We start from the raw sequence: 16,063 nt of genomic DNA on the forward strand, positions 1-16,063 counted from the left end.
GAACGAAAACGCCCGGTGCGGGCACCGGGCGTCGAGGGCTACAGGGTTACTCGGGCTGGATCACCGAGCGGCGGCTGCGCAGCTTGCCGTAGAAGTGCTCCAGCGCATTGTTCAGCTTGCTGGCGGCACCATCGACCGCCTGGTCCAGCGAGGCGGCGGTGTGGGTCACGGAAATCGGTTGATGGCCTTTCGGGCGAGCCTCCATCTGGCAGCGTTTGTCCTGGGGGCCGGGCTTGGCGCCGTTCTCGTCGCGCAGGTGGACCTCGATGCGGGTGAGGTCGTCCTCGTAGCGTTCGAGCGTGCTTTCCAGCGTGCTGCGGACCCACTCGTTGAGCCGGATGTTGCCTTGGAGGTGATTGCTGCTGTTGACCTGGATTTGCATGATTCAATCCTTATTCAGCTTGCTCGCGTGGAGGCGTGCCTAGGCCACTGAGGCCCTTGGAATTTCTTCGCCTCTTGACTGTAAAGTCAGGCAATGGCGAAACGAATTCAAGCCCTTCTGCAAAATAAATTTCCTGTTGCAAATTCGGGTGGAGGGGGTGGGTTCGCTCTGGGCTGGTCGGTCGGGACTTTCCATTGCCACTTGGGGCTGCAAAGCAGCCCCAAGACTCGAAGCACTATTCAACTGACCCGTCGTCTTCAGAACGCCACGGACGTTTGCACATACACCGTCCGCGGTTCCCCCACGTACTTGCCCTTGTTGTTGTCATCGAACGAGCGGGTGTAGTACTCGCGGTTGAACAGGTTCTTCACCCCCACCGCCACCTTCAGGTTCGACAACTGCGGCCCGAAGTCATACCCGGCGCGGGTGCTGACCAGCATGTAGCCGGGGATGCGCCCGGTGCTGCCGTCGGCGCTTTCGCTGCCGGTGTTGGCGTTGTCGGCGTACTGGCTGCTCTGGAAGCTGCTGTCCAGGTTCAACTGCCATGGGCCCTCGGTGTAGCCGATACCCAGGGTGCCCTTGTGCCGCGAGGAGAACGGCACCTGGTTGCCCTTGTTCGGCCCGTCCTCGCGGATCGTGGCGTCGACGAAGGCGTAGCTGGCGTGCACATCGAAGCCGGCCAGTGCCGGGTTCAGGCCGTCGAGGGCATAGCGCACGCTGGTCTCGATGCCCTGGTGGCGGGTTTCGCCGCGGGCGATCACCGAGTCGTTGGTCTGGTTGCTTTCGTACTGGTTGTCGAAGTTGATCAGGAAGGCGCCGATCTCTGCCTGCAGGTCACCGTTGTCGTAGCGGGTGCCGACTTCCCAGGTGCGCGCTTTTTCCGGCTTGACCTCGCCGCTGCTGACCCGGTTGGGCATCTGGCTGTACTGCACGCTGCCGAAGGAGCCTTCGGTGTTGGCGTAGAGGTTCCAGGTGTCGGTCAGGTGGTACATCACGTTCAGCGCTGGCAGGGCGGTGTTGTAGCTGCCTTGGTAACGCTCGCCGGTAAGCTTGTTGCTCTGCTCGGAGTCGATCATCTCGTAGCGGATGCCTGGGGTGATGGTCCAGCGGCCGATGTCGATGCGATCGTCCAGGTAGATCGCGTGGGCCTCGGTGCCGCCACGGGTATCGCGGTCGTTGCGGCTGGCGGTGGTCGGCAGATCACCGTTGATCGGCTCGCGGAAGCGCAGCTCGTGGCCGGCTTCGTTGACGTAGCGGTAGCCGATGCCCAGCTCGTGCCAGCTGTCGCCCAGGGCCAGGCCTTGCGAGAAACGGGTCTCGATGCCGCGCACCCAGTATTCGCGTGGCGACAGCGAAACGAAGCTGCCCTGGTCGAGGTAGCCGCTGCGCAGGGTCTTGGTGAAGAAGCTGTTGACGCTGAACTGGCGCTCGTCCTGCTTGTAGTCGTAGCCGACATTGACCAGCGTACGGCGGCCCCAGAACTTGTCCTGCAGGCGTGTCGACTGGTACGGGTCGGCGTCGAAGTCGGCCGTGCTCAGGCCGCCGGGCATGTCGGCCTCGCCCTCGTAGTACTGGGCCATGGCGTGCAGGCTGTTGGCCTCGTCGAGCTGCAGCTTGCCCTTGAGGATCAGGTCGTCGATCTGCGTGTCGCTGTGCTCGCGCCAGTCGCCGCCGCGGGTGCCGGAGTACAGCAGGGCGCCGCCCAGGCCGTTGTCGTGGGTGCCGCCGACCAGCAGGTTGGCGCTGTTCTTGAAGCCGTCGTGGCTCGACGAGGGGCTGATCTGGTTCTGCATGGCGGCCTTGAAGGTCGCTTGCTCCGGGATCGCCCGGGTCACGAAGTTGACGATGCCACCGACGTTCTGCGGCCCGTAGCGCACCGCGCCGCCGCCGCGTACCACATCCACCGCGTCCATGTTGCCCAGGCTGATCGGTGCCAGCGACAGCTGTGGCTGGCCGTAGGGGGCGAAGGGGACCGGGATGCCATCCATCAGCACGGTCGAGCGCGAGGCCAGGCGTGGGTTGAGGCCGCGGATGCCGAAGTTCAGCGCCAGGTCGTGGCTGCCCGTGCCGTTGTTTTCCGGTGCGTTCACCCCCGGGATGCGGTTGAGCACTTCACGGGCGGTGCTGGCGCCGTTGCGCTCGAAGTCTTCGCGGCGCACCACGTCGCGGGCGCCGGGGTGTTCGAAGACGTTGTCCTGGCGCGCTTCGGCCAGCCAGTCACCGACCACGGTCGAGGCGCTCAACTCCACGGGCGCACCGGCGGCGGCCGGTTGCAGGCTGTAGGCGTTGTCGGCTTCCTGGCGTGCCTGCAGGCCACTGCCGCGCAGCAACGTATCGAGGCCCTGGCGTACATCGTATTCGCCCTCCAGGCCTGGGCTCTGCAGGCCTTGGGTCAGGTGCGAACCGAAGCTGATCAGCGCGCCGCTCTCGCGGCCGAACTGGTTGAGGGCATCTTCCAGGGCGCCGGCGGCGATGTGATAGGCGCGGGCATCGGCGGCCTGGATGGTAGGTACGGTGAGGCCCAGGGCGGTGGCGAGCAACAAGGCCTGGACGAGGGGGCTGGGACGAAACAGCATGCGAGTGGTCCTTGAGAAGGGGGTTCTGCCTTCTCTGTCACGCGAGCCTTTGAAAATGGCTCAGGGGAATTGCAATTTTTTTCCGGGTTTCGCTTGGCGGCGGGTCAACCGATTCGCGGCTCCACCTTCACCCAGTAGCGGGTAAACCGCTTGACCCGTACCGGCAACGCCACTTCCAGCATCTCCAGGATCCGTTCACTGTCGTCCAACGGATACGACCCGGAGATCCGCAGCTCGGCCACCTGGTCGCTGCACCCCAGTTGCCCGTGCCGATAGCGCCCGAGCTCGGCGAGAAAGTCCGCCAGACGCATGTGCGAGGCCACCAGCATGCCGTCGACCCAGGCTCCGATATTGCGGTTCAGCGGTGCAATGTCATGCCAACCACCGTTGGCGAACCTGGCCTGTTGACCGGCCAGCAACGCTTGCCCGGCCAGGCTCGCCGAGCCACTGAACACCGAGACCAGGCTGAAGTCGGCGAACTGCCGTACGTTGAAACGCCCCTGCGTCAGTTGCAGCGCACCCCCGCCAGTGCGTAGCAGCAAGGGGCGCGGGTCCTTGGCCACCTGCAATTGCACTTCACCTTCGAGCAGGCGCACCTGCCGTTGCTGGCCATCGAAACGTACGTCGGCGGCACTGCGAGTGTTGAGCTGCAACAGGCTGCCGTCGTCCAGGTGCATCCGCCGGCGCTGGCCGACCGGGCTACGGTAGTCGGCCATCAGCCCTGGCAGGGGATTGTGCTGTCGCAAGCCCAGCCCCGTGGCACTGGCCACGCCGACCAGCAACAGCGCCTTGAGCGCTCGCCGCCGCGCAGGAGAGGGGGGCGCCTGCAGCGTGGCGTGCACCACCGGCGAGGCCACCCCGCGCAAGCGTTGGTTGACCTGCTGGATATGCGCCCAGGCGCGCTGGTGCTCGTGGTCGGCCTGCAGCCAGCGCTCCAGGGCCTGCTGCTGGGCCAGGTCGAAGTCCTCGCCCTGGGACTCGATCAGCCAGTGCACGGCCTGCTCGGCCACCTGCGGGGAGAAGCTGGTGTTCATAGCGCGAAGTAGCAGCGCAGGGCTGCCTTGTTCAGGTAGCGCTTGACCGTGGCCAGCGAGATGCCCAGCTCACGGGCGATGTCGGCCTGGCCCAGGCCGTCGATCTGGGCCAGCAGGAAGGCCCGTTTGACCAGCGGTGGCAGGCCGTCGAGCAGGCGATCGAGTTCCAGCAGGGTCTCGAAGATGAGTGCCTTCTGCTCCTCGCTCGGCGCCACCTCTTCGGGAACCTCGGCCAAGGCCTGGAGATAGGCACGCTCCAGCTCCTGGCGGCGAAAGTGGTTGCACAGCACGCGCTTGGCCACGGTGACGAGGAAGGCGCGCGGCTCGACCAACTGGGGCGCTTCGCGGGCCTGTAGCAGGCGCACGTAGGTGTCCTGGGCGAGGTCCGCGGCGCTCTGCGGGCAGCCCAGGCGGCGGCGCAGCCAACCGGTCAGCCAGTTGTGATGGGCGTGGTAGAGGCCTTCGACCGTGGAAGAGAGGGCGCTGGGCACCGATGCGACTCCGGCGCCTTTCGACGCATCTGCAAGTAAGAATTGTTCGCATTGTATTCGGGCAGGGCGGTGCAGGGCAATCGCTGCCGATGCCATGCGGGGCAAAGCCCCCGCAAACCCAAGGCATCGCCCAGGCTTTGCCTATGAGAATTGAAATCATTACTATTGAGCCCCCGATGCTTCCCGGACCGCCGCCATGAAAAGCAAAGCCGGCCTGCCCCTGGCCTATCGACTGGCCGTGACCTCGCGCAGCCTGGCCGCCTTGCTGGGCGGCTACCTGCTGGCCTCCATGGCGAGCGTGTGCATCTCGCTGCTGGCGCCGATGCGCCAGGTCGATGCGGCCTTGACCGGCATGATGCTGTCGTTCCTGTTCTACCTGCTGGCCTTCATCTGGTGCTTCGCCTGCCGTAGCGCCGCACGTGCCTGGCTGGGCGTACTGCTGCCGAGCCTGGTGCTGGGGGCGATCAACGGGCTGGCCTACTGGATGAAAAACCCATGAAAGAGGGCTTCCGCCAGGCCATGGCCTGGCTGCACACCTGGACCGGCCTGATCTTCGGCTGGCTGTTGTTCGCCATCTTCCTCACCGGGACGCTGTCGTACTTCAAGGAGGAGATCAATCACTGGAGCCAGCCGGAAGTCCACAGCCATCCGCTCGATTCGATGGCGAGCCTGGGCCTGGCCCAGCGCTACCTGGAAACCAACGCCGGCAATGCCGGCAGCTGGTTCATCCGCCTGCCCAACGCGCGCGAGGCGGCGCTGAGCGTCAATTGGCGCGACAGGGACGCCGGCGGGCGCCGTGGCTTCACCGGCAAGTCGCTGGACGCCCAAAGCGGCCAGGAGGTCGAGGCCCGCGACAGCCGCGGCGGCGAATTCTTCTACCGCTTTCACTTCCAACTGGAGATGCCCTATCCCTGGGGCCGCTGGTTGTCGACCTTCTGCGCCTTCATCATGCTGCTGGGCCTGGTCACCGGCATCATCACCCACAAGAAGATCTTCAAGGAGTTCTTCACCTTCCGCCCGGGCAAGGGGCAGCGCTCATGGCTCGATGGCCACAACGCCATCGGCGTGCTGGTGCTGCCGTTCCACCTGATGATCAGCTACAGCAGCCTGGTGCTTTTCATGTACCTGGTGATGCCGGCCGGCATCCTGGCCAGCTATGGCAGCCCCAACGGCTATTTCAACGACCTCTTCGGGCGCGACGAGCCGCCGAAGCTGGCCGGTGTCGCGGCGCCGCTGGTGCCGCTGCCGAGTCTGTATGCCAAGGTCCAGGAGCGGGTACCGGGCGGGCGCATCGGTTACATCCAAGTGCAGAACCCCGGCGACGCCAATGCCCGCGTGACCTTCACCCAGGCCTCGGCAGATAACGTGGCCTACAAGCGCAGCGCCAACTGGACCTTCGACGGCGCCAGCGGCGAGCTGCTGAGCCAGGGTGCGCCGGAAAGCGCGGCGATGATGACCTCCTTCACCCTGGTCGGGCTGCACATGGGCAACTTCGCTGGGCCCTGGTTGCGCTGGTTGTACTTCGTCTTCGGCGTGGCCGGTACGGCGGTGATCGGTACCGGGCTGGTGATGTGGCTGGGCAAACGCCAGCTCAAGCATGCCAAGAGCGCGCACATGCCGGCTGAGCTGCGCCTGGTCGAAGTGCTCAACATCGCCAGCATGAGTGGCCTGATGCTTGGCGTGGCAGCGTTCTTCTGGGCCAACCGCCTGCTGCCGGTGGCCCTGCAGGGGCGTGCCGACTGGGAGGTCAATGCCTTCTTCCTGGCCTGGACGCTGTCGCTGGTCCACGCGCTGCTGCGCCCGGGGCGCCGGGCCTGGGGCGAGCAGTTGGGGCTGGGGGCGTTGGCGTTTGCTTTGTTGCCGCTGCTCAATGGCCTGAGCACTGGCCAGGGCCTGGATCATTCGATCGCCGTGGGCGACTGGGCCATGGCCGGCTTCGACCTCACCGCGCTGGCCACCGGCCTGTTCCTCGCCTGGGCTGCCAGCAAGATGCTGCGCACGCCCAAACCCACTGCCAAGCGTGCGCCGCGCGCGGCCAAGTCCGCCGGCGATACGGCGCAGGTGAATTGATGTTGAGTATTGCCTTGATCGGTTTCGCCGGTTTTGCCGCCCTTTGCCTGGCCATGGAAAAGCACTTCAACGACCTGCTGGGGCGCAAGCCCGGTGCCCAGCTGGTGCGTGCTCTACGCATCGGCGGTTGGGTGCTGCTGGCGCTGTCGCTGGTGCTCGCGGTGCACCTGCGCGGCTGGGCGCTGGGCCTGGTGGAATGGATCGCGGTGCTGATGGCCGGGGTGACCCTGTGGGTCTTCGGCCTGCCGTACCAGCCACGCCTGCTGCTGGGGCTGGCTGCGGCGAGCCTGGTGCTGGGGCCGCTGCTGGCTGTCCTGGCTGTCTAAGCTGTTCAACTGCCATTTGGGTAGCGGCCCCAATGCTGACTAATTCGAGAAAGCGGCCCGGTATTCGCCGGGCGTCGCCCCCAGCACCTGGCGGAAGCGGTTGCTGAAGTGGCTGGCGCTGGCGAAGCCGCAGAGCAGGGCGACCTGGCCCAGCGGCAACTGGCCCAGGCGCAGCAACTGGCAGGCGTGGTGCAGGCGGCGGGCCAGCAGGTACTGGTGTGGCGGCAGGCCGAAGCTGCTGCGGAACATGCGGGCGAAGTGGTACTCGGAGAGATTGCAGCGCAGGGCCAGCTCGCCGAGGGTGATGGGCTGGTCCAGGTGCGCCTCGATGTAATCGACCAGTTGCCGGCGCTGGTGTGGCGCCAGCCCGCCTTTCAGGCGCACGCCCTGGCGCAGGCCGGCCTGGCAGAGCACCGCGTGGTCGATGACCTCGTGGGCCAGGCTGCTGGCCAGCAGGCGCTCGCCGGGTTCGCTCCAGTCCAGGGCGATCAGTTGGCGGAAGCGCCGGGCTTGCTGCGGATCGTCGAGGAAGGTCGCCTCTTGCAACTGCATCTCGCGTGGTTCGCGATCGAGCAGGCGGATGCAGCCGAGGGCGAACTGTTCTTCGCTGATGTACAGGTGCGCCAGGCGGATCGGGCCATTGACCACCCAGTTCGACTCGTGGCCGGCAGGCATGATGCACAGTTTGTCCGGCGCGCCCTTGTCGGCCGGGCGCTGGCGGCGAAAGGTGCCGGTGCCGTCGGCGATGTAGCACGACAGGGTATGGTGGCTGGGGGCCAGGTAGTCGCGGGCGTCGTCGCGGTTGCGCCACAGGGCTGCAGCCAGCCCGTCGCCCAGTTGCGCGCTCAGTTCCAGGCGGGCATGGGGCGAGGCGTGCATGGCATTGAAGACGTGCAGCTGGGTCAGTGGGGTCATCGGCGCTTCCTCTCGATGCCATCCTACTGCGACGACCTCGGGCTGGCAGCCCCTGACGCTGCAAAAGCGCAAGTTTGTGCAAGCGTGGCGACGGAGGGGGAGGGGAGACTGTAAGTCCTGGCGAGGGCTGTGCCCTCGATCGCGGGCAAGCCCGCTCCCACAGGGAACGCGTCGCTCTCGACGGCGTGGGGGCGGCGTGTCTTGCGGTGTGCCGGGCACCGACTTCGCTATGCCCGAGGAATTGCTGCCATGAACCTATCGCTGTACCTGCTCACCGTCTTGATCTGGGGCACCACCTGGATCGCCTTGAAGCTGCAACTGGGCGTGGTCGCCATCCCGGTGTCGATCGTCTACCGCTTCGCCCTGGCCGGGTTGATCCTATTCGCCATCCTCCTGCTGACCCGCCGCCTGCAACCGATGGATCGACGTGGCCACCTGGTCTGCCTGGCCCAGGGCCTGTGCCTGTTCTGCGTCAATTTCATGTGCTTTCTCACCGCCAGCCAGTGGATCGCCAGCGGCCTGATCGCCGTGGTGTTCTCCACCGCGACCTTGTGGAACGCATTGAATGCGCGGGTTTTCTTCGGCCAGCGCATCGCGACCAATGTGCTCGGCGGCGGCGCCCTGGGGCTGCTCGGCCTGGGGCTGCTGTTCTGGCCGGAGCTGTCCGGCCATGCGGCCAGCCGCCAGACCCTGTACGGCCTGGGCCTGGCGTTGTTCGGCACCTTGTGCTTCTCGGCGGGCAACCTGCTTTCCAGCCTGCAGCAGAAGGCCGGCCTCAAGCCCATGACCACCAATGCCTGGGGCATGGTCTATGGGGCGGCGATGCTGTCGGTGTATTGCCTGTTCAGTGGCATTCCGTTCGCCATGGAGTGGAATGCACGCTACATCGGTTCGTTGCTGTACCTGGTGATCCCGGGTTCGGTGATCGGCTTCACCGCCTACCTGACCCTGGTGGGCCGCATGGGGCCGGAGCGGGCGGCCTATTGCACGGTGCTGTTCCCGCTGGTGGCGCTGAACGTGTCGGCCTTTGCCGAGGGCTATCAGTGGACGCCGCCGGCACTGCTGGGGTTGGTGGCGGTGATGGCGGGCAACGTGCTGGTGTTTCGCAAGCCAAGGGCCAAGGCGCCTGCAGCGGTGGTTACGGTCAAGTAGTGCTGCGTTGCCTGTGCGGCCCTATCGCCGGCTTGCCAGCGATAGGGCCTGAGTGGTCAACCCATCGATCAGTGTTTCCACACCTGCGGGTTCACCAGGTCCTGTGGCCGCCTGCCCAGCAGCGCCGCACGCAGGTTGTCCATCGCCCGGTTGGCCATGGCGTCGCGGGTCTCGGCGGTGGCCGAGCCGACGTGCGGCAGGGTCAGGGCGTTGGGTAGGCTGAACAGCGGCGACTCGGCCAGCGGTTCGCGCTCGTACACATCCAGCCCGGCGCCACGGAGGGTGCCGTCTCGCAGGGCCTCGACCAGCGCTGCTTCGTCCACCACCGGCCCGCGGGAGATGTTGACCAGGAAGGCGCTGGGCTTCATCAGCTTCAGCTCGCGCGCGCCGATCAGCTTGCGCGTGGCATCGGACAGCGGCACCACCAGGCAGACGAAATCGGCTTCGCCGAGCAGTTGCTCCAGGCTGCGGTACTGGGCACCGAGCTCCTGTTCCAGGGCCGGCTTGCGGCTGTTGCCGCTGTACAGCACCTGCATGCCGAAGCCGAAGCGGCCACGGCGGGCGATGGCCGCGCCGATGTTGCCCAGGCCGACGATGCCCAAGGTCTTGCCGTGCACGTCGCTGCCGAACTGGGCTGGGCCCACGGTGGCTCGCCACTGGCCGGCCTTGGTCCAGGCGTCCAGCTCGGCGACCCGGCGGGCGCACCCCATGATCAGGGCAAAGCCCAGGTCGGCGGTGCTTTCGGTGAGCACGTCGGGGGTGTTGGTCAGGGCGATGCCGCGTTCATTGAAATAGGCCAGGTCGTAGTTGTCGTAGCCCACCGAGATGCTGGAGACCACCTCGAGCTTCGCCGCTCCTTCGAGCTGCGCACGGCCCAGCTTGCGGCCGACGCCGATCAGGCCGTGGGCCTCGGGCAGGGCTTCGTTGAACTGGGCGGCGATGTCGCCGAGCTTGGGGTTGGGCACGATCACGTTGAAGTCTTGCTGCAGGCGCTCGGCCATGGCCGGGGTGATGCGGCTGAAGGCCAGGACGGTCTTTTTCATCGGGCTACTTCTCTGCAAGGCGGGGAGGGCAGTTTCGGACTTCGGACTTCGGGCTGCAAGCTTGCAGCTTGCGGCCCCCGTCAGTTGGCGATCAAAAGCTCGTGGGTCTTCAGGTCGGCCTCGTGCGCCGCGAGGATCTCGGGCAGGGAATTGCGCAGGTACTCGACCCAGGTCTTGATCTTGGCATCCAGGTACTGGCGCGAAGGGTAGATCGCGTACAGGTTCAGCTCCTGCAGCCGGTAGTCGGGCATGATCCGCACCAGGCTGCCGTCGCGCAGGCCGTCTATGGCCGAGTAGATCGGCAGCACGCCCACGCCCATGCCGCTGCGGATCGCGGTCTTCATGGCGTCGGCGGAGTTCACCTGGAACGGCGAGGTGGTGATGTTGACCATCTCCTGGCCTTCCGGGCCGTTGAACAGCCACTTCTCCAGGGGGATCACGGGGCTGACCATGCGCAGGCAGGCATGCTGGAGCAGGTCGGCCGGCTTGTGGGCGATGCCGTGCCTGGCCACGTATTCCGGGGAGGCGCAGACGATGCTGTAGGTGATCCCCAGGCGCTGCGAAACGAAACCGGAGTCCGGCAGCTCGCTGGCCAGCACGATGGATACGTCGTAGCCCTCGTCGAGCAGGTCCGGTACGCGGTTGGCCATGGTCAGGTCGAAGGTCACGTCCGGGTGCGACTCGCGGTAGCGGGCGATGGCATCGACCACGAAATGCTGGCCGACCCCGGTCATCGAGTGCACCTTCAACTGCCCGGCCGGGCGGGCGTGGGCGTCGCTGGCCTCGGCTTCGGCCTCCTCGACGAAGGTCAGGATCTGCTCGCAGCGCATCAGGTAACGCTTGCCGGCCTCGGTGAGGGCGATGCGCCGGGTGGTGCGGTTGAGCAGCCGGGTTTGCAGATGGGCTTCCAGGTTGGAGACCGCCCGCGAGACGTTCGCGGTGGTCGTATCCAGTTGCGCGGCGGCAGCGGTGAAGCTGCCGAGCTGGGCCACGCAACTGAAAGCACGCATGTTTTGCAGGGTGTCCATGGGTCACTCTCAAGGTAGAGGACAAAATTGTGACATGAAGTAACCTAAACGGTCTTCCGACTAAAGCCGGATTATCGCTGTTTTGGTAACAAAGATTCGCAGGAATATGCGCTTATCGCCAGTGCGAGCGCCCCCTAGAATTGCCCGGCCTCATCCACCTCATCCGGGAAATCGCAGCTGTGCCGCGTCGCATCATCAGAGCGCTGAATGCGCTCAGTGCCTGTGCCCTCAGCCTCACCTTGAGCGGCTGTATCGGAACCTGGGGCATCGCCCCGCAAAGCAAGACGCTGCAAGCCAACACCCTGACCACCGACGACGCGATCCGCGAAGCCGCTCACGACGCCCACTGGCCCGAGCAGCAGTGGTGGCGTGCCTATGGCGATGCGCAACTGGACCACTGGGTGGCGCTGGCCCTGGCTGGCAGCCCGACCCTGGCCTTGGCCGCGGCGCGGGTGCGCGAGGCCAAGGCCATGGCCGGCGTGGTCGAGTCGGCCGAGAAGCTGCAGGCCAACGGCGAGGCGACCCTCAAGCGTCACAACTGGCCAGAGGATCAGTTCTACGGCCCCGGCGCGCTGTCCGGCGCCAACACCTGGGACAACAATGCCGCCATCGGCCTGAGCTACGCCCTCGACCTCTGGGGCCGCGAGCGCAATGCCAGCGAGCAGGCGGTGGACCTGGCTCACATGAGCGTCGCCGAGGCGCGTCAGGCCCAGCTGGAGCTGGTGAACAACCTGGTCAAGGTGTATATCCAACTGGCCTTGCACTTCGCCCAGCGCGACATCGTCAAGGCCGAACTGGAGCAACAGGAACAGATCCTCGCCCTGGCCAAGCGTCGTCTTGCCGGCGGCATCGGCACCCACTTCGAGGTCAGCCAGGCCGAGGCGCCGTTGCCGGAGACCCATCGCCAGCTCGATGCGCTCGGTGAAGAGATCGCCCTGGCGCGCAACCAGTTGGCGGCACTGGCCGGGCAGGGGCCGGGGGAGGGCGCGCAGATCCAGCGCCCGAGCCTGACCCTCGGCGCGCCGCTGAAGCTGCCGTCGAACCTGCCTGCCGAACTGGTCGGCCAGCGCCCCGACGTGGTCGCCAGCCGCTGGCAGGTGGCGGCCCAGGCCCGTGGCATCGACGTTGCCCATGCTGGTTTCTTCCCCAACGTCGATCTGGTCGGCGGCCTCGGCTTCATGGCCACCGGTGGTGGCCCGCTGGAATTCATCACCGGACGCAAGTTCAACTACAACGTGGGGCCGGCCATCAGCCTGCCGATCTTCGACGGTGGTCGCCTGCGCTCACAACTGGGCGTGGCGTCCGCTGGCTACGACGTGGCCGTGGCACGTTACAACCAGACGGTGGTGGGGGCGCTGAAGAACATCTCCGACCAGCTGATCCGGCGCGAGTCGATGAAGGAGCAGGCGCACTTTGCCGCCGAGTCCGTGGCGGCCGCGCAGAAGACCTATGACATCGCCATGGTCGCCTTCCAGCGCGGCCTGACCGGCTACCTCGAGGTGCTCAACGCCCAGACGCTGCTGTTTCGCCAGCAGCAGGTGCAGCAGCAGGTCCAGGCCGCGCGCCTGACCGCCCATGCCGAACTGGTCACCGCCCTCGGTGGTGGTTTGCAGGCGGGCCAGGATGTGCCGGAGCAGGAGCGCCAGGCGGCGCCCAGGACACCGGCGACCCTGGCCATCTTCGACCGACCGGGCCACGCCGAATGAGCGTACCGAGCCTGGCCCTGCGCTGGCTGCACAGCCTGGAATGGCGCCGGGGCTTCTTTGCCTGGGCGCGTACCGACGGGGTGACCTGGGTCTACATCTTCAAGATCCTCGCGGCGGCCTTCATCACCTTGTGGCTGGCCATGCGCCTGGAGCTGCCGCAGCCGCGCACGGCGATGATCACCGTGTTCATCGTCATGCAGCCGCAGAGTGGCCATGTGTTCGCCAAGAGCTTCTACCGGGTGCTTGGCACCCTGGCCGGCTCGGCGATGATGGTCGCGCTGATCGCCCTCTTTCCGCAGAACACCGAGCTGTTCCTGCCCAGCCTGGCGCTGTGGGTCGGCTTGTGCTCGGCTGGTGCCATGCGCTACCGCACCTTCCGCGCCTATGGCTTCGTCCTGGCCGGCTACACCGCGGCGATGATCGGCCTGCCGGTGCTGGAGCACCCCGACCGGGCGTTCATGGCGGCGGTCTGGCGGGTGCTGGAGATCTCCCTGGGCATTCTCGTGTCCACCCTGGTCAGTGCGGCGATCCTGCCCCAGTCGGCCAGCGCTGCCATGCGCAACGCCCTGTACCAGCGTTTTGGCGTGTTCGCCAGGGTGGTGGTCGAGGCCTTGCACGGCGATAGCCAGCGCGACCGCTACGAGAGCAGCAACGTGCGCTTCATCGCCGAGGCGGTGGGCCTTGAGAGCCTGCGCAACGTCACCGCCTTCGAAGACCCGCACATGCGTCGGCGCAGCGGCCGGCTGGTGCGCATGAACAGCGAGTTCATGGCCATCACCACGCGCTTCAACGCCCTGCACCGGCTGCTCGAGCGCCTGCGCGCCCGTGGCCCGCTGCAGATCGTCGGCGCCATCGAACCGGGCCTTGCGACCCTCGCCGAGTTGCTCGAACCCTACGTCGACCGGGCCCTGACCGACGCCGACGCGCTGCGCCTGACGCTCGAGCTGGCCGCCTACAAGGACGGCCTGCAGGCCCAGGTGCGCGGCCTGCGGGCGGCCTACCTGCAGACCCAGCCCAGCGAGGCCGACCTGCTGGATTTCCACACTGCCTACGAGCTGCTGTACCGCTTCGTCGACGACCTGTACAGCTACGCCCAGACCCACGCCTCGCTGGCCGTGCACAAGCATGAGCGCGAGCAGTGGGACGAGCCCTACGTGTCGCGGACCAACTGGCTGGTGTCGTTGGCGGCGGGCATGCGCGCCTCGGCGGTGCTGTTGCTGCTGGGCAGCTACTGGCTGCTCAGCGACTGGCCGAGCGGCGGCATGATGACCCTGATCGCCTGCGTCACCGTGGGCTTGTCGGCCGCCTCGCCGAACCCTCGGCGCATGTCGTTCCAGATGGCCTGCGGGACCTTGCTCGGCGCCTTCGTCGGCTTCTTCGAGACCTTCTTCGTCTTCCCCTGGATCGATGGCTTTGCGCTGTTGTGCATGGTGCTGGCGCCGGTGTTCGTGCTCGGCGCCTTCCTTTCCTCGCGTCCGGCCTATGCCGGCTATGGGATCGGCCTGCTGGTGTTCTTCGCCATCGGCTCGGTGCCCAACAACCTGACGGTCTACGACCCCTACACCTTCATCAACGATTACCTCGGCATGGTCATCGGCATGCTGGTCTGCGCGGCTGCCGGGGCGATCATCCTGCCGCCCAATAGCCGCTGGCTGTGGAGCCGCCTGGAGCAGGACCTGCGCGAACAGGTGCTGTTCGCCATCAGCGGGCGCCTGCGCGGGCTGGGCTCGGCCTTCGAAAGCCGTACCCGCGACCTGCTGCACCAGGCCTATGGCCTGGCCGCCGGCAAGCCGCAGGTGCAGAGCGAGCTGATGCGCTGGATGTTCGTGGTGTCGGAGATCGGCCACGCCATCATCGAGCTGCGCAAGGAGCAGGCCGGTGCCCCGGTGCACCCGGCCTACGCCGAATCGCAGCCCTGGCGCCAGGCCATCCGTGTCATGGGCCGGGCCCTGGCGCGGCTGTTCCTGCTGCCCAACGCCAGCAACCACGAACGCGCCCTGGTGGCGGTGGACCATGCCATCAGCCGCGTGCGGGCCACCGACGAACCCTTCGCCCGGCACTTCGACACCTCGGTTTTGCGCCGGGTGCAGAGCTACCTGCATTTCATCCGTACTTCCCTGCTCGACCCACGATCGCCGCTGGCGCCGGCGAAAGGATTGCACCATGCCCCGTGAGATCGCCTTCCATGGCGTGTACATGCCCACCATGACCTTGATGTTCCTGTTCGCCGCGGGCCTGGCCTGGGGCCTGGACCGCTTCATCGCGAGCGTGGATGGCTACCGTTTTTTCTGGCATCCGGCGCTGCTGCGCCTGAGCCTGTTCGTCTGCCTGTTCGGCGCCCTGGCGCTGTCGCTCTACTGGTGAGAATCCTTCGATGAAAAAGTTCTTCAGCCTGGTCGCCACCCTGCTGGTGCTGGCCGCCGCCGTGGTGATCGGCCGCCAGTTGTGGCTGCACTACATGACCACGCCCTGGACCCGCGATGGCCGGGTGCGCGCCGACATCGTCAATGTCGCCGCCGACGTGCCCGGCTACGTGGTGGACGTGCCGGTGCGCGACAACCAGCGGGTGAAGAAGGGCGATGTGCTGATCCAGATCGACCCCGAGCATTACCAGCTGGCGGTCGAGCAGGCCCGGGCACAGGTCGCCTCGCGCAAGGCCACCTGGGAGATGCGCAAGGTCAATGCCAGGCGCCGTGCCGACCTGGACAACCTGGTGATCTCCAGGGAGAACCGCGACGACGCCAGCAACATCGCCACTGCTGCCCTGGCCGACTACCAGCAGGCCCAGGCCCAGCTCGCCGCCGCCGAGCTGAACCTCAAGCGCACGCGGATCGTCGCCACGGTCGATGGCTACGTGACCAACCTGAATATCCACAGGGGGGATTACGCCCGCACCGGGGAGCCGGTGATGGCGGTGGTCGACGAGCACTCGTTCTGGGTGTACGGCTTCTTCGAGGAGACCAAGTTGCCCCATGTGAAGGTGGGCGATGAGGCCGAGTTGCAGATGATGAGCGGCGAGCGCATCAAAGGGCATGTGGAGAGCATCGCACGCGGCATCTACGACCGTGACAATCCGCAGAGCCGGGAGCTGATCGCCGATGTGAACCCGACCTTCAACTGGGTGAGGCTGGCCCAGCGGGTGCCGGTGCGGATTCATATCGATGAAGTGCCGGAAGGATTTTTGCTGGCGGCGGGGACGACCTGTACGGTGGTGGTCACGCCGGGGGAGGGGTGATCCTGATTGGGCATCGATGCAGGGGCTGCTTTGCAGCCCATCGCCGGCCGGCTTCCACAGGGTCCTCTGTATGACACATGGTGTGCTTGCACCGCTGCCCACTGG

15 protein-coding genes are annotated in these 16,063 nt (G+C 66.5%); 8 read left to right on the plus strand and 7 right to left on the minus strand.

Annotated elements, in window-relative coordinates; translation table 11 throughout:
* Positions 1–46: 46 nt before the first annotated feature.
* The 4 genes from NJF35_RS13815 to NJF35_RS13830 form a co-directional block, all read right to left on the minus strand.
* Positions 47–382 (minus strand): HPF/RaiA family ribosome-associated protein, encoded by a 336-nt coding sequence (locus NJF35_RS13815; RefSeq protein ID WP_225789471.1) that lies wholly within the window; start codon positions 380–382, stop codon positions 47–49.
* A gap of 257 nt (positions 383–639) precedes the next feature.
* Complete coding sequence (gene fecA / locus NJF35_RS13820; protein WP_253091184.1) at positions 640–2,958, minus strand: TonB-dependent Fe(3+) dicitrate receptor FecA; 2,319 nt, start codon at positions 2,956–2,958, stop codon at positions 640–642.
* A gap of 104 nt (positions 2,959–3,062) precedes the next feature.
* Positions 3,063–3,992 (minus strand): FecR domain-containing protein, encoded by a 930-nt coding sequence (locus NJF35_RS13825; RefSeq protein ID WP_253091185.1) that lies wholly within the window; start codon positions 3,990–3,992, stop codon positions 3,063–3,065.
* The gene (locus NJF35_RS13830; protein ID WP_253091186.1) at positions 3,989–4,483 is read right to left on the minus strand and encodes a sigma-70 family RNA polymerase sigma factor; all 495 of its coding nucleotides are present in this window, start codon (positions 4,481–4,483) and stop codon (positions 3,989–3,991) included. Before NJF35_RS13830 ends, NJF35_RS13825 begins: the two co-directional genes overlap by 4 nt.
* A 196-nt stretch (positions 4,484–4,679) precedes the next feature.
* Here NJF35_RS13830 and NJF35_RS13835 point away from each other — a divergent pair, with 196 nt between their 5' ends.
* From NJF35_RS13835 to NJF35_RS13845, 3 genes are read left to right on the plus strand one after another with little or no spacing between them, the layout of a single operon-like run.
* Positions 4,680–4,982 carry a DUF3649 domain-containing protein gene (locus tag NJF35_RS13835; RefSeq protein ID WP_225789467.1) on the plus strand — a complete coding sequence of 101 codons (303 nt, stop codon included), beginning with the start codon at positions 4,680–4,682 and terminating at the stop codon, positions 4,980–4,982.
* On the plus strand, positions 4,979–6,553 hold the full coding sequence (locus tag NJF35_RS13840; protein WP_253091187.1) for a PepSY-associated TM helix domain-containing protein: 1,575 nt from the start codon (positions 4,979–4,981) through the stop codon (positions 6,551–6,553). Before NJF35_RS13835 ends, NJF35_RS13840 begins: the two co-directional genes overlap by 4 nt.
* Positions 6,553–6,879 (plus strand): DUF3325 domain-containing protein, encoded by a 327-nt coding sequence (locus tag NJF35_RS13845; RefSeq protein WP_253091188.1) that lies wholly within the window; start codon positions 6,553–6,555, stop codon positions 6,877–6,879. The genes NJF35_RS13840 and NJF35_RS13845 overlap by 1 nt, the downstream gene beginning before the upstream one ends.
* A 39-nt stretch (positions 6,880–6,918) precedes the next feature.
* Here NJF35_RS13845 and NJF35_RS13850 read toward each other — a convergent pair whose 3' ends face one another.
* Complete coding sequence (locus NJF35_RS13850) at positions 6,919–7,794, minus strand: helix-turn-helix domain-containing protein (RefSeq protein ID WP_253091189.1); 876 nt, start codon at positions 7,792–7,794, stop codon at positions 6,919–6,921.
* A 249-nt stretch (positions 7,795–8,043) separates the two neighbouring features.
* On the opposite strand from NJF35_RS13850, the gene NJF35_RS13855 reads away from it, so the two are divergent.
* The gene (locus NJF35_RS13855; protein WP_253091190.1) at positions 8,044–8,946 is read left to right on the plus strand and encodes a DMT family transporter; all 903 of its coding nucleotides are present in this window, start codon (positions 8,044–8,046) and stop codon (positions 8,944–8,946) included.
* Between the two features lie 68 nt (positions 8,947–9,014).
* On the opposite strand, the gene NJF35_RS13860 is transcribed toward NJF35_RS13855, so the two are convergent.
* Together NJF35_RS13860 and NJF35_RS13865 are read right to left on the minus strand one after the other, a co-directional pair.
* Positions 9,015–9,989, minus strand: a complete 975-nt coding sequence (locus NJF35_RS13860; RefSeq protein WP_253091191.1) for a 2-hydroxyacid dehydrogenase — start codon at positions 9,987–9,989, stop codon at positions 9,015–9,017.
* A gap of 80 nt (positions 9,990–10,069) precedes the next feature.
* Positions 10,070–11,017 carry a LysR family transcriptional regulator gene (locus NJF35_RS13865; protein ID WP_225789461.1) on the minus strand — a complete coding sequence of 316 codons (948 nt, stop codon included), beginning with the start codon at positions 11,015–11,017 and terminating at the stop codon, positions 10,070–10,072.
* 179 nt (positions 11,018–11,196) lie between these two features.
* Between NJF35_RS13865 and NJF35_RS13870 the strand changes: the two genes are divergently transcribed.
* Genes NJF35_RS13870 through NJF35_RS13885 form a run of 4 tightly spaced genes read left to right on the plus strand, consistent with a single transcriptional unit; the run spans position 11,197 to position 15,958 of the window.
* On the plus strand, positions 11,197–12,723 hold the full coding sequence (locus tag NJF35_RS13870) for an efflux transporter outer membrane subunit (RefSeq protein ID WP_253091192.1): 1,527 nt from the start codon (positions 11,197–11,199) through the stop codon (positions 12,721–12,723).
* Positions 12,720–14,897: an FUSC family protein gene (locus NJF35_RS13875; protein WP_225789459.1), complete on the plus strand. Its 2,178-nt coding sequence runs from the start codon at positions 12,720–12,722 to the stop codon at positions 14,895–14,897. The genes NJF35_RS13870 and NJF35_RS13875 overlap by 4 nt, the downstream gene beginning before the upstream one ends.
* Complete coding sequence (locus NJF35_RS13880) at positions 14,887–15,087, plus strand: DUF1656 domain-containing protein (RefSeq protein ID WP_225789458.1); 201 nt, start codon at positions 14,887–14,889, stop codon at positions 15,085–15,087. Before NJF35_RS13875 ends, NJF35_RS13880 begins: the two co-directional genes overlap by 11 nt.
* A 10-nt stretch (positions 15,088–15,097) precedes the next feature.
* The gene (locus tag NJF35_RS13885) at positions 15,098–15,958 is read left to right on the plus strand and encodes an HlyD family secretion protein (RefSeq protein ID WP_225789457.1); all 861 of its coding nucleotides are present in this window, start codon (positions 15,098–15,100) and stop codon (positions 15,956–15,958) included.
* Positions 15,959–16,063 lie beyond the last annotated feature (105 nt).

This window comes from Pseudomonas guariconensis, assembly GCF_024127895.1.
GTDB classification, from domain to species: Bacteria; Pseudomonadota; Gammaproteobacteria; order Pseudomonadales; family Pseudomonadaceae; genus Aquipseudomonas; species Aquipseudomonas guariconensis_B.

Bases quoted from the DNA above. Each gene is read 5' to 3' on its own strand.
- NJF35_RS13860 (WP_253091191.1), bottom strand. From the start codon at position 9,989: ATGAAAAAGACCGTCCTGGCCTTCAGCCGCATCACCCCGGCCATGGCC.
- NJF35_RS13840 (WP_253091187.1), top strand. From the start codon at position 4,979: ATGAAAGAGGGCTTCCGCCAGGCCATGGCCTGGCTGCACACCTGGACC.
- NJF35_RS13825 (WP_253091185.1), bottom strand. From the start codon at position 3,992: ATGAACACCAGCTTCTCCCCGCAGGTGGCCGAGCAGGCCGTGCACTGG.
- NJF35_RS13865 (WP_225789461.1), bottom strand. From the start codon at position 11,017: ATGGACACCCTGCAAAACATGCGTGCTTTCAGTTGCGTGGCCCAGCTC.
- NJF35_RS13875 (WP_225789459.1), top strand. From the start codon at position 12,720: ATGAGCGTACCGAGCCTGGCCCTGCGCTGGCTGCACAGCCTGGAATGG.
- fecA (WP_253091184.1), bottom strand. From the start codon at position 2,958: ATGCTGTTTCGTCCCAGCCCCCTCGTCCAGGCCTTGTTGCTCGCCACC.
- NJF35_RS13855 (WP_253091190.1), top strand. From the start codon at position 8,044: ATGAACCTATCGCTGTACCTGCTCACCGTCTTGATCTGGGGCACCACC.
- NJF35_RS13835 (WP_225789467.1), top strand. From the start codon at position 4,680: ATGAAAAGCAAAGCCGGCCTGCCCCTGGCCTATCGACTGGCCGTGACC.
- NJF35_RS13845 (WP_253091188.1), top strand. From the start codon at position 6,553: ATGTTGAGTATTGCCTTGATCGGTTTCGCCGGTTTTGCCGCCCTTTGC.
- NJF35_RS13880 (WP_225789458.1), top strand. From the start codon at position 14,887: ATGCCCCGTGAGATCGCCTTCCATGGCGTGTACATGCCCACCATGACC.
- NJF35_RS13850 (WP_253091189.1), bottom strand. From the start codon at position 7,794: ATGACCCCACTGACCCAGCTGCACGTCTTCAATGCCATGCACGCCTCG.
- NJF35_RS13885 (WP_225789457.1), top strand. From the start codon at position 15,098: ATGAAAAAGTTCTTCAGCCTGGTCGCCACCCTGCTGGTGCTGGCCGCC.
- NJF35_RS13815 (WP_225789471.1), bottom strand. From the start codon at position 382: ATGCAAATCCAGGTCAACAGCAGCAATCACCTCCAAGGCAACATCCGG.